11 protein-coding genes are annotated in these 13055 nt (G+C 55.5%); all 11 read right to left on the reverse strand.

Annotation, left to right across the window (positions count from 1 at the left end):
• Positions 1-5: 5 nt before the first annotated feature.
• From nuoN to JYG33_RS07890, 11 genes are read right to left on the reverse strand one after another with little or no spacing between them, the layout of a single operon-like run.
• A complete protein-coding gene (nuoN, locus tag JYG33_RS07840; RefSeq protein ID WP_207875412.1) occupies positions 6-1484 on the reverse strand; it encodes an NADH-quinone oxidoreductase subunit NuoN in 1479 nt (492 codons plus the stop codon).
• An 11-nt stretch (positions 1485-1495) separates the two neighbouring features.
• Positions 1496-2983, reverse strand: a complete 1488-nt coding sequence (locus JYG33_RS07845; protein WP_207875413.1) for an NADH-quinone oxidoreductase subunit M — start codon at positions 2981-2983, stop codon at positions 1496-1498.
• Positions 2984-2995: 12 nt separating this feature from the next.
• On the reverse strand, positions 2996-4999 hold the full coding sequence (nuoL, locus tag JYG33_RS07850) for an NADH-quinone oxidoreductase subunit L (RefSeq protein ID WP_207875414.1): 2004 nt from the start codon (positions 4997-4999) through the stop codon (positions 2996-2998).
• A 15-nt stretch (positions 5000-5014) separates the two neighbouring features.
• Positions 5015-5323, reverse strand: coding sequence for an NADH-quinone oxidoreductase subunit NuoK (nuoK, locus tag JYG33_RS07855; protein WP_207875778.1), 309 nt, complete (start codon positions 5321-5323; stop codon positions 5015-5017).
• A 2-nt stretch (positions 5324-5325) separates the two neighbouring features.
• A complete protein-coding gene (locus tag JYG33_RS07860; protein WP_207875415.1) occupies positions 5326-5967 on the reverse strand; it encodes an NADH-quinone oxidoreductase subunit J in 642 nt (213 codons plus the stop codon).
• A gap of 18 nt (positions 5968-5985) precedes the next feature.
• Entirely contained in the window at positions 5986-6474 is a 489-nt protein-coding gene (gene nuoI / locus JYG33_RS07865) for an NADH-quinone oxidoreductase subunit NuoI (protein WP_189391133.1), read from the reverse strand.
• 17 nt (positions 6475-6491) lie between these two features.
• Positions 6492-7565 carry an NADH-quinone oxidoreductase subunit NuoH gene (gene nuoH / locus JYG33_RS07870; RefSeq protein WP_207875416.1) on the reverse strand — a complete coding sequence of 358 codons (1074 nt, stop codon included), beginning with the start codon at positions 7563-7565 and terminating at the stop codon, positions 6492-6494.
• 1 nt (position 7566) lies between these two features.
• Complete coding sequence (gene nuoG, locus JYG33_RS07875) at positions 7567-9897, reverse strand: NADH-quinone oxidoreductase subunit NuoG (protein WP_207875417.1); 2331 nt, start codon at positions 9895-9897, stop codon at positions 7567-7569.
• 14 nt (positions 9898-9911) lie between these two features.
• Positions 9912-11279 (reverse strand): NADH-quinone oxidoreductase subunit NuoF, encoded by a 1368-nt coding sequence (gene nuoF, locus JYG33_RS07880; RefSeq protein ID WP_207875418.1) that lies wholly within the window; start codon positions 11277-11279, stop codon positions 9912-9914.
• Entirely contained in the window at positions 11276-11770 is a 495-nt protein-coding gene (nuoE, locus tag JYG33_RS07885; RefSeq protein WP_207875419.1) for an NADH-quinone oxidoreductase subunit NuoE, read from the reverse strand. Before nuoE ends, nuoF begins: the two co-directional genes overlap by 4 nt.
• Positions 11771-11799: 29 nt before the next feature.
• The gene (locus tag JYG33_RS07890; protein WP_207875420.1) at positions 11800-13053 is read right to left on the reverse strand and encodes an NADH-quinone oxidoreductase subunit D; all 1254 of its coding nucleotides are present in this window, start codon (positions 13051-13053) and stop codon (positions 11800-11802) included.
• Between the last annotated feature and the right edge of the window lie 2 nt (positions 13054-13055).

Here is a 13055-nt window from a genome sequence, read left to right on the forward strand (position 1 = left end):
CCTACTTAAAACTGCAAGGAAGACTGAATCACGCGGATGCAGGTATCCATCAAGCCACCGGGCAACAGGCCCAGGCCGATAATCAGAACACCATTCACCAACATGACCAGCTTGGTCAGCAAGCCTGTAGAAACAGGATGTGCTTCGCCTTCTGGTTCGTCAAAGTAGACGACCTTCACCACACGCAGGTAGTAGAAAGCGCCGATCAAGGACATGATCACGGCAAACACGGCCAGCCAGACATAACCGGCACCCACCACGGCTTGCAGCACGCTCAGCTTGGCGGCAAAACCGGACAGCGGAGGAATACCAGCCAGGGAGAACATGGACAGCAGCCAGACCAGAGCCAGGCCGGGATTACGACGGCTCAGACCTTTCAGGTCGCTGATGTTTTCACATTCAAAACCACGACGGCTCATGATCAGGATCAGGCCGAAGGTGCTCAGTGTGGTCAGGACGTAGATCACCACGTAGAACAGCGAAGCACCGTAGGCTTGAGAGTGAGTCTCGCCATTGAACACGCCAGCCAGCAAGCCCAGGAAAATGAAACCCATGTGCGAGATGGTCGAATACGCAAGCATACGCTTGAGATTCTTTTGCATGATCGCGGTCAGGTTACCCAGAGCCAGCGACAGCACGGCCATGATCAACAGCATAGGCTGCCAATCCACCGCAACACCGTGCAGGCCTTCCACCAGGAAACGCATGGTCACGGCGAAGGCGGCCAGTTTAGGAGCAGCACCAATGATCAGGGTCACGGTGGTAGGAGCGCCTTGGTAGACGTCCGGTGTCCACATGTGGAAAGGAGCAGCCGTCAATTTGAAAGCCAGACCTGCCACCACAAACACCACACCAAAGACCAGAGCCAGACGCTCGGCCTGACCGTTAGCGATCACTTCAGCAATACGTGGGAACTCCAGGTTGCCGGTAGCGCCATAAATCATGGACATGCCGTACAGCAAGATACCGGAAGCCAAAGCACCCAATACGAAGTACTTCAGGGCAGCTTCAATGGACTGACGATGTTCACGACGCAAGGCCACCAATGCGTACAAGGCAAAGGACATCAGCTCTACGCCCAGATAAGCGGTCAACATGCTGTTGGCCGAAATCATGATCATCTGGCCCAGAAGAGCCATCAGTGTCAGGGTGTAGAGTTCGCCACCACGCTCCATCATGTCACGCTGTTCAGCGTATTCACGACCGTAGATCAGGGTTGCCGCCACAGCAGCACACGAGAGCAGCTTCAGGAAGTGAGCCATCTCGTCCACGACGAACAGGCCACCAAAGGAGACGCCGCTAACGCCCTTGGACCACTGCCAGGCCACGCTGGCCGCAACCACGGCAAGCGTCAGCAGGCTGAACACAAAGGTTGAATGGCGCTGCTTGTGCGTGCTGAACGCATCAAAAATCAGCACACACGAGGCCAGAACCAGGAGCAGGATCTCGGGCAGAGCCAGAGAAAAGTTAAAGGTAGTATCCATAGTGATTCGGCCTACAGTTTCGAGATGGAGACGTGTTGCAGCAACGCTTCAACCGAAACGTGCATGACCTCGGTAAATGGCTTGGGATAGACACCCATGCCGATGACCGCAATCGCCATTACGCCAAGAACGAAGAACTCACGGCCGCTCAGGTCGCTCATGCCGGCAACCTTGTCGTTACCCACGGGACCGAAGGCCACGCGCTTGAGCATCCACAGCGAGTAAGACGCACCGGTAATCAGTGCTGTTGCTGTCAACAGACCGATCCAGAAGTTGTACTCAACCGCGCCCATGATGACGGTGAATTCACCGATAAAGCCGCTGGTGCCTGGCAAACCGCTGTTGGCCATGGAGAACAGCACAAAGAAGGTGACAAAGCGAGGCATAACCTTGACGACACCACCGTAATCGGCAATTTCGCGGCTATGCAGGCGGTCGTACAACACACCAATACACAGGAACATGGCACCGGACACAAAGCCGTGCGAGATCATCTGCATGATCGCGCCTTCCATACCTGTGGTGTTGAAGACGAAAAAGCCCAGTGTGACAAAACCCATGTGAGCCACAGAGGAGTAAGCCACCAGCTTTTTCATGTCGTCCTGAACGATGGCGACCAAACCAATGTAGATCACCGCAACCAGGGACAGCGCAATCACGATACCAGCCAGACCTTGCGACGCATCAGGAGCGATGGGCAGGGAAAAGCGCAGGAAACCGTAAGCACCCAGCTTCAACATGATGGCAGCCAGCACCACGGAACCACCGGTAGGTGCTTCCACGTGGGCATCCGGCAACCAGGTGTGAACGGGCCACATAGGCACTTTCACCGCAAACGCCATGAACAGCGCGGCAAAGATCAGCACCTGTGTGGTGTAGTCCAAGGGGACTTTGTGCCAGGTCAGGATATCGAACGTACCGCCGGACACATTCCACAGGTAGATGAAGGCAACCAGAGTCAGCAGGGAGCCCATCAGGGTGTAGAGGAAGAACTTGACCGAGGCATACACGCGGTTTGGACCACCCCAGATACCGATGATCAGATACATCGGGATCAGTGTGGCTTCAAAGAACACGTAGAACAGCAGGCCATCCAGGGCGGCGAAAACACCAACCATCAGACCTGACAGGATCAAGAAGGCACCCATGTATTGAGCCACGCGGTTCTTGATAACCTGCCAGCCCGCCAGCACCACGATCACCGTAATGAACGCAGTCAGCAAGACAAACCACATGGAAATACCGTCCACGCCAAGGTGGTAATTCACCTTGAAGGCATCAATCCAGGGGGCCAGCTCGACAAACTGCATGTCGGCCGTAGCCGGATTGAAGCCCGTGTACAGAGGAATAGTGACAACAAGACCGGCAATCGAACCCAATAGAGCCAGCCAGCGGGTGAAGGTGGGACGATCATCACGTCCCAGAGCCAGCACCAACAGGCCAGCGACGATAGGTACGAAAATCGCCAGCGTTAACCAAGGAAGAGTAGAAGACGCCATATCGCTAGCCATTTACCGAACCGTCAGTACAAAAAAGGATAAGAGCGCCAGGATCCCGAGGATCATGGCAAAGGCGTAGTGATAGACATAGCCGGACTGGATATGACGGCTGATTGCAGCCACCCAGCCCACTACGCGTGCACTACCGTTGACCACCAGGCCGTCAATCAGACCGCGGTCAGCACCTTTCCAGAGGCCCGTACCCAGGCAGCGAACGCCACGAGACAGTACTTGCTCGTTGAACCAGTCAACGTAGTACTTGTTCTCCAGGATACGGTAGATAAAAGAGCAGTTCTTTTTGATAGCTGCAGGCAAGGCAGGATTAACCAGGTACATGTACCAAGCCACCACAGCACCAGCCACAACCAGCCAGAATGGCAGCGTGCCAAAACCGTGTACGGCGTAAGCCATCCAGTCAGTCCAGTGCTTGGCCAGAGTTGCCATTGCAGGATGTTCAGGCAGAACCGTCACAATACCTTCAAAGTAGCCACCGAACAGCAGCGGATCAACAAACCAGATACCGGCGAAGATCGATGGAATGGCCAGCAGTACCAGAGGCAGCGTAACCACCCAGGGCGACTCGTGAGGATCGCCACCATGAGCGTGATGGTCGTCGTGACCATGCGACTCATCGTGCTTGACGTCACGGAAGCGCTCTTTGCCGTGGAATACCAGGAAGTACAGGCGGAAGGAGTACAGCGAGGTGACGAACACACCGATCAGTGTGGCGTAGTACGCGTAAGTCGAACCCCAGATACCGGCTTCGCCAGCGGCTTCGATGATGTGCTCTTTCGAGTAGAAACCCGAGAAGAACGGCGTACCAACCAGAGCCAGCGTACCGATCAGGAAGGTCAGCCAGGTAATAGGCATGTACTTGCGCAGACCACCCATATTGCGGATGTCCTGATCGTGGTGCATACCGATAATCACCGAACCAGCGCCCAGGAACAGCAAGGCTTTGAAGAAAGCGTGTGTCATCAGGTGGAAGACAGCGGCCGAGTATGCCGAAGCACCCAGAGCAACCGTCATGTAACCCAATTGGGACAAGGTCGAGTAAGCCACAACGCGTTTGACGTCGTTCTGGATAATACCCAGCAAGCCCAGGAACAAGGCACCGGTTGCACCGATCACAATGATGAAGGACAGCGCAGTTGTCGACTGTTCAAACACAGGCGAGAAACGAGCCACCATGAAGATACCGGCCGTCACCATGGTCGCGGCGTGAATCAGCGCCGAGATTGGGGTAGGACCTTCCATGGAGTCTGGCAACCAGCTATGCAAAGGAACCTGAGCCGATTTACCCATGGCACCCACAAACAGGGCCAGAGCAGCAACAGTCAGCAATTGCCAGTCGGTACCGGGGAATGTCATGGTGCTCAGTTCCTGAACCTTGGCGAACACGTCGCTGTAGTTCATGGAGCCGGTGTAGGCGTAGAGCAGACCAATACCCAGGGCAAAACCGAAGTCACCGACACGGTTGACCAGGAAGGCCTTCATATTGGCGAAAATCGCGGTCTTGCGCTCGTACCAGAAACCGATCAGCAGGTAAGAGACCAGACCCACCGCTTCCCAACCGAAGAAGAGCTGCAGCATGTTGTTGGACATGACCAGCATCAGCATCGAGAAGGTAAACAGCGAAATGTAGGAGAAAAAGCGCTGATAACCGGGGTCATCTTTCATGTAGCCAATGGTGTAGATATGCACCATCAGCGACACGGAAGTCACCACCACCATCATCAGGGCGGTCAGCTTGTCGATCAGAAAGCCGATGTCCCACTGAATGCTGCCAATCGTGATCCAGGTGTAGACCGGACCATTGAAGGTCTGGCCTTCCAGCACCTGGAACATCACCATGACCGAACCGATGAAGGCAATCAGCACGCCTGCGATGGTCAGCAGATGAGCGCCGGTCTTGCCGATGAATCGGCCCAGAAAGCCGGTACCAAACAAACCGGCCAGCGCCGAGCCCACTAGGGGAGCAAGCGCAATCGTTAAGTAAAGATTTATGGAGTTCATTAGTGTGCTATCCCATCAACCCTTGAGCTGGTCGAGATCCTGGACATTGATCGAATTAAGGTTACGGAACAACAGAACCAGAATTGCAAGACCAATGGCCGCCTCGGCCGCAGCGACCGTCAGGACGAAAAAGACAAACACCTGACCTGCCTCATTGCCCATCCACGTGGAAAAGGCCACGAAATTAATGTTGGCCGACAACAAAATCAGCTCAACAGACATCAGCAGAATAATCAGGTTGCGACGGTTCAGAAAAAAGCCAAACAGGCCGATCGTGAACAGCACAGCGCCCAGGACCAAATAGTGCGCAAGCGTCAGCGTCATCATCATTTGTCTCCTGGCACGACAGCGTCAGCCGAACTGGACACCGACGGCTTTTCGGTTTGGGAAGGAATGGAAACCATACGCAGACGATCCTTGGCGCGAACTTTGACTTGTTCGCTGGAGACGGTGCGTTTGACACCTTCACGTTTACGCAGAGTCAGTGCAATGGCCGAGATCATGCCAACCAGCAGCACAATGCCACCGAGCAACACAGCCAGCACATACTGGGAGTACATCAACTCGCCAATCACGCGGGTGTTGTTGTAGTCCGCGGCCACCGCGGCAGCAGGTGCCGTTGTGAACCACAGCTTGGTCAGCACAAAGCCCATTTCCAGAACCATGATGGCGCCGATCAACAGCCCCATTGGCACATGAGCCTTGAACTTCTTGGCTGCGGCTTCCTGACGTACGTCCAGCATCATGATGACGAACAGGAACATCACCATCACGGCACCAACGTAGACCACCACCAGCAACAGGCCCAGGAACTCTGCGCCCATCGTGATCCACAGCATGGCTGCCGTGAAGAACACCAGAATCAAATGCAATACGGCCGTAACCGGGTTTTTGGCAGCGATCACGCGATACGCGGCCACCACCATCACCAGCGCCAGCACATAAAACAGAACAGTAGTAAATAACATGAGTGTAGAGCTCCGGCCTTAGCGATAAGGTGCATCTGCGGCACGACGACGAGCGATCTCGTCTTCGTAGCGGTCACCAATAGCCAGCAGCATGTCCTTGGTGTAGTACAAATCGCCGCGTTTTTCGCCGTGGTACTCGTGAATGTGCGTTTCCACGATCGAGTCGACCGGGCAGCTTTCTTCACAGAAACCACAGAAAATACACTTGGCCAGATCGATGTCATAACGCGTGGTGCGGCGTGTGCCGTCCTCGCGCTCTGCCGATTCGATCGAGATGGCCATGGCGGGACACACTGCCTCGCACAGTTTGCACGCGATGCAACGCTCTTCGCCGTTTTCGTAGCGACGCAAAGCGTGCAGACCGCGAAAACGTGGCGAGGTAGGCGTGGTTTCAACGGGATATCGCAGCGTCACTTTACGCTTGAAGAAATACTTCCCCGTCAGGCGCATGCCTTTGAGCATCTCGGACAGCATCAGGCTGCCAAAGAAATCTTTGATTGCTTCCATAATCTTGCCCCTTAGCCTTAATGCCAGATGTTCCAGGGCGTCTGCATCCAGATCGCCACAATAACCAGCCAAACACCGGTCAGCGGGATAAATACTTTCCAGCCCAAACGCATGATCTGGTCATAGCGGTAACGTGGGAACGTCGCACGGAACCAGATGAACATGGAGACTACGATGAAGGTCTTCAGACCCAACCACAGCCACCCCGGAATCCACGTAAAGGGAGCGAACTCGACAATCGGAGTCCAGCCACCCAGGAACATGATGGACGCCAGAGCCGACAGGAAAATCATGTTGGCGTATTCGCCCAAGAAGAACAGAGCAAAACCGGTACCGGAATACTCCACCATAGGACCGGCCACAATTTCCGATTCGCCTTCCACCACGTCAAAGGGGTGACGGTTGGTTTCTGCAACGGCGGAAATTACGTAGATCACAAACAGTGGCAGCAGTGGCAGCCAGTTCCACGACAAGAAGTTCAAGCCCTTGTCTGCAAAGTAGCCCTGTGTCTGGCCCATCACGATGCCCGACAGATTCAGCGTGCCGGAAACCAGCAGGACAGTAATCAGAACAAAGCCGATGGCCAACTCGTAAGACAGCACCTGAGCGGCTGCACGCAGGCCACCCAGCAAAGCGTACTTGGAGTTGGACGCCCAACCGGCCACGATCACACCGTACACACCCAGAGACGTAATCGCCAGGATGTACAGCAGACCGGCATTGATGTCGGACAGAACCACATCAGGGCCAAAAGGAATCACCGCCCAGGCAGCCAAGGCAGGCATCAGGGTGACCACAGGGGCCAGCAGATACAGAACCTTGTTGGACTGAGCAGGAACAATCAGTTCCTTGGTCAGCAGCTTGAATACGTCAGCGAAAGGCTGCAGCAAACCGCGGTAACCGACGCGAGTCGGTCCCAGACGGACGTGCATGAAACCAATCATCTTCCGTTCCCAGTACGTCAGGTAGGCCACGCACAAGATCACGGGAACCGCAATCGCGATCACCTTGAGCAAGGTCCAGACTACAAACCAGGCGGTAGGCCCGAGCAGCTCGGTGCCGTAGTTATTGATGACAGAGAGAAAATCCATGTTATGCACGCTCCACTGTCAATTGACCGAATGCGCTACCCAAGGCGGCAGTTTCAGAAAAAGCGGTGGCAACACGCACCGAGTTCAGTGCCACGGTGTCATCCAACTGAGCTGGCAGGCTGACTTCACCTTGCGAGGAACGAACCTTCACCAGATCGCCGTCGGCCAGACCCAGTTGGGTCAGCGTGGCGGCGGCCATGCGAGCAGTAGGAGCGGCCGAAGCAGGTGTTTCCTGCAAAGGAGCCGAACGACGGACCAGGGCATCGCTGCGGTAGATAGGTACATCTGCCACACGCTCCAGGCCATTGCCTTCAGGCAAGACGCTGGCAGCCAGATTGATCTGGTTGGACAAGCGCGATTCCACACCGGCAGCCATGACAGAGTCACGAACCGATTCGGATGTTTCATCGTCAAAGCCATCCAACTGGAACAGATTGCCCAGTACACGCAGAACCTTCCAGGCTGGACGTGTATCGCCCACGGGAGCGGCTGCACCCTTGAAGCTTTGTACACGGCCTTCAGCATTCACAAAGGTGCCGGAGGTTTCAGTGAAGGGAGAGACAGGCAACATCACATCGGCCCACTGTTCGGCAGCGGAACGATAAGAGGTCAAGGCAACCGAGAAGGTCGCGGACTTCAGTGTTTCCACTGCACGCTCGCCCAGATCGCTGTCCAGAGCAGGTTCCACGTTCAGAACCAGGTAGGCACGCAAAGTTTGAGCCAGCATTTGCTCGGCAGTCAAACCGCCCTTCCCTGGAACGGCATTCGCCAGGTAACCACCCACGGTGTTACCACCGGCAGTCAGGAAGCCCAGTTTGGCACCGCTAGCCTGTGCAATCGCATTAGCGTTGGCAGCAATCACGCTGGCCTGATCCGAGTTGACCGCCATATTGCCCAGCAAGATGGCCACGCGTTCGCCGGAGGACAGGCTGTCAGCAATCTGCTGAGCTTCAGCAGATACTTGCACGCCTTCCAGACCAGCAGGAACTGCTGCGTCCTTGGCTTTGGCAACAGCTACCAGCACTTGAGCCAGGGAATTGGCCAACTGGCTAGGAGCAACCGTCATACGGCCAGCAATCGCATTGAACAATGGATTATCGGCAGCCGAATCAATGAAGGAAACTTGAGCACCACGTTTGACAGCCTGACGCAGACGCTGAGCCATCAAGGGGTGATCTTTACGCAGGAAGGAGCCCACGACCAGAACGCGATCCAGCTCGTTCAAGGCAGTCAGAGGCATACCCAACCAAGGCACACCGGCCAGGGCGCCATCCAGACGGGCATCGGTCTGGCGCAGACGGAAGTCCACGTTTTCAGTACCCAATGCGCGACCCAAGCGAGCCAACAAGGCCAGCTCTTCAGTCGTGGATGTAGCCGAACCAATACAGCCCAGTTGATCTGCACCAAACTTCTCGCGCACGGCATTCATACCGGCAACGATGGTTTGCATGGCGTCGTTCCAGGAAGCCTCACGCCACTGACCGTCATCACCACGCACCATGGGGCGAGTCAGACGATCTTCGGTGTACAGACCTTCGTAGGAGAAACGGTCACGGTCGCTGATCCAGCACTCGTTGACTTCGTCGTTCTCGAAAGGCACAACGCGCAAGACCTTGTCCATCTTGGCTTGCAGCACCAGGTTTGCACCCACGCTGTCGTGCGGGCTAACGCTGCGACGACGGGCCAATTCCCAAGTACGGGCATTGAAGCGGAAAGGCTTGGAGAGCAAGGCACCCACAGGACAAACGTCAATCATGTTGCCCGACAGCTCGGACTCGACTGCGCGACCCACAAAGGTGGTGATCTCGGCGTGCTCGCCGCGATTGAGCATACCGACCTCTTGAACACCGGCGATTTCTTCGCCAGTACGCACACAGCGGGTGCAGTGAATGCAACGCTGCATGGCTTCGGTCGAGATCAGCGGACCCATGGATTTGGCAGCCACGACGCGCTTTTCTTCCTTGTAGCGCGACTCGGAGCCACCGTAACCCACGGCCAGATCCTGCAACTGACATTCGCCACCCTGATCGCATACAGGGCAATCCAGCGGGTGGTTGATCAGCAGAAATTCCATGACGCTCTTTTGAGCGGCAATGGCTTTATCCGAACGAGTACGCACAACCATGCCGTTGGTGACGGGGGTCGCACAAGCTGGCAAAGGCTTGGGTGCTTTTTCCACGTCCACCAAACACATGCGGCAGTTGGCGGCAATACTCAGTTTTTTGTGATAACAGAAGTGCGGCACGTAGACCCCGGCGTCATGGGCAGCCTGAATGACCATGCTGCCTTCCGGGGCGTCAACTTTAATGCCATCGATGGTGAGTTCTACCATTACGTTGTCCTGGCCTACAAATATTGAGGCACCACACAGCCTTTATGCTCGATGTGGTGTGCGAACTCGTCGCGGAAATGCTTAACGAAACTGCGCACCGGCATGGCAGCAGCATCACCCAGGGCACAAATCGTACGGCCCATGATGTTCTGTGCGATGTCGTCGAGCATGTCCAGGTCTTCAGCGCGACCCTGACCGTTCTCGATACGATGCACCATGCGCCACAACCAGCCTGTGCCTTCGCGGCACGGCGTGCACTGGCCGCAGCTTTCGTGATAGTAAAAATATGACAGGCGCAGCAAGGATTTCACCATGCAGCGAGTCTCGTCCATCACGATGACGGCACCCGAACCCAGCATGGAACCTGCTTTGGCGATGGAGTCATAGTCCAGATTGGTCGCCATGATGATGTCGGCGGGCAAAACGGGCGAGCTGGAACCGCCAGGGATCACAGCCTTCAGTTTGCGACCGTCGCGCATGCCACCGGCCAATTCCAGCAAGGTGGCAAAAGGTGTACCCAGCGGCACTTCGTAGTTACCGGGACGCTCTACGTCACCCGTAATGGAGAAGATCTTGGTGCCACCCGCATTAGGGATACCCACTTCCAGGTATTCCTGACCGCTGTTGCGCAGAATCCAGGGAACTGCCGCAAAAGTCTCGGTGTTATTAATGGTCGTCGGTTTGCCATACAGACCAAAGCTGGCGGGGAATGGCGGTTTGAAACGGGGCTGACCCTTCTTGCCTTCCAGGGATTCCAGCAAGGCTGTTTCTTCGCCACAAATGTAGGCGCCGTAACCGTGGAAAGCGTGCAACTGGAAGTCGAAGTCAGAACCCAGGATCTTGTCACCCAGGAAGCCAGCAGCACGGGCTTGCTCCAGAGCTTCTTCAAAACGCTGATAAATCTCGAACACTTCACCGTGGATGTAGTTGTAGCCCACGGTAATGCCCATGGCGTAGGCCGCAATGGCCATGCCTTCGATCACGATATGCGGATTGAAGCGCAAAATATCGCGGTCTTTAAAAGTGCCGGGTTCGCCCTCGTCAGAGTTGCAGACCAGGTACTTTTGGCCGGGCAAGCTGCGGGGCATGAAGCTCCACTTCAGACCCGATGGGAAACCTGCACCGCCACGACCACGCAATGCCGACGCTTTAACTTCAGCAATCACGTCTTCGGGCTTCATGCCAGTCGTCAATACTTTACGCAGGGCTTCATAGCCACCACGCTTGACGTACTCTTCCAGGCCCCAGTTGTCGCCATTCAGGCCAGCCAGAATTTGCGGCTGAATATGACGATCATGAAAAATCATGCTGCGCGACAGGTCGTCACCAGGGTTAGGCTCTAATCCCTGGGAGAACTTACGCAGAATGTCCGGTGCAATCATGCCGATTCTCCGTGTGTCTTCAATTCTTCGAGCATGGCATCAATGCGCTCGGCTTCCATACGCACGCACATGTGCTGATTGTTCAGCAGCATGACGGGCGAATCACCACATGAACCCATACACTCTCCCATGATCAGGGAGAACTGGCCGTCCGCCGTGGTTTCACCGTATTCGATACCCAGCTTTTCTTTCAGGTATTCGCCTGCCTTGACGCCGTCACGCAGCGCACAGGGCAAGTTGGTGCAAACAGAAATGGTGACGCGGCCAACAGGCTTGGTATGGAACATGTTGTAGAAGGTCGCAACCTCCTGCACAGCAATGGGTTCCACGCCAATGTATTGGGCAACATCCTCAATGATTTCAGGCGATACCCAGCCTTTTTCTTGCTGGGCGATGGCCAGCGAGGCCATGATGGCAGAGCGACGTTGATCTGCCGGGAACTTGTTCAGTTCCTTATCGATCTGTTGGTAGGCTTTTTCGGAAAGCAACATAATTCGGTTCCGTTTTTCCAGGCGCGACCTTAACGGTCGATCTCGCCAAACACAATGTCCTGCGTGCCGATGATAGTGACCGCGTCGGCAATCATGTGACCGCGGCTCATTTCATCGAGGGCCTGCAAGTGGACGAAGCCCGGAGCACGGATCTTCATGCGGTAAGGCTTGTTACCACCGTCAGATACCAGATAAATGCCAAACTCGCCCTTTGGATGTTCCACACCGGCATACACTTCGCCAGTAGGCACGTGCATCCCTTCGGAGAACAGTTTGAAATGGTGGATCAAGTCCTCCATCCCGGTTTTCATGCGTTCGCGCGATGGGGGTGCCACTTTATGGTTATCCGTGATGACAGGGCCGGGATTATTGCGCAGCCACTGTACACACTGACGGATAATGCGATTGCTCTCGCGCATTTCTGCGATACGAACCAGGTAACGGTCGTAAGAGTCGCCATTGCGACCCACAGGAATATCAAAGTCGACGCGATCATAGACTTCGTAGGGCTGCATCTTGCGCAGATCCCACTCCACGCCCGAACCACGCAGCATGGGGCCGGTAAAGCCCAGCGCCTTGGCGCGATCAGGATCAACCACGCCCACGCCCACCAGACGCTGCTTCCAGATACGGTTATCGGTCAGCAAGGTCTCGTATTCGTCCACGCACGCGGGGAAGCGATTGGTGAAGTCTTCGATGAAATCCAGCAAAGAACCCGAACGCGCTTCGTTCATGGCTTTCAGTTCTTTGTCGGAGCGGTATTTGTTGGCCTTGTACTGAGGCATGGTGCCGGGCAGATCGCGGTAAACGCCACCTGGACGGTAGTAGGCCGCGTGCAAACGAGCACCTGAGACCGCTTCGTAGCAGTCCATCAGGTCTTCACGTTCACGGAAGGCGTACAGGAACACGGCCATGGCACCCACGTCCAGCGCATGCGAGCCCACCGACATCAGGTGGTTCAGAATGCGGGTGATCTCGTCGAACATCACGCGGATGTACTGGCCACGTAATGGCACCTCAACACCGACCAAACGCTCCACAGCCATACAGTAGGCGTGCTCGTTGACCATCATGGATACATAGTCCAGACGATCCATATAAGGCAGGGTTTGCAGGAAAGTGCGATGCTCGGCCAGCTTTTCAGTGGCGCGGTGCAACAGACCGATATGGGGGTCAGCACGCTGAATAACTTCGCCGTCCAGTTCAAGCACCAAACGCAACACACCGTGTGCGGCTGGGTGCTGAGGACCAAAGTTCAGGGTGTAGTTTTGAATTTCTGCCATGA

Source organism: Alcaligenes sp. SORT26, from assembly GCF_017377875.1.
Classification (GTDB): domain Bacteria; phylum Pseudomonadota; class Gammaproteobacteria; order Burkholderiales; family Burkholderiaceae_B; genus Alcaligenes; species Alcaligenes parafaecalis.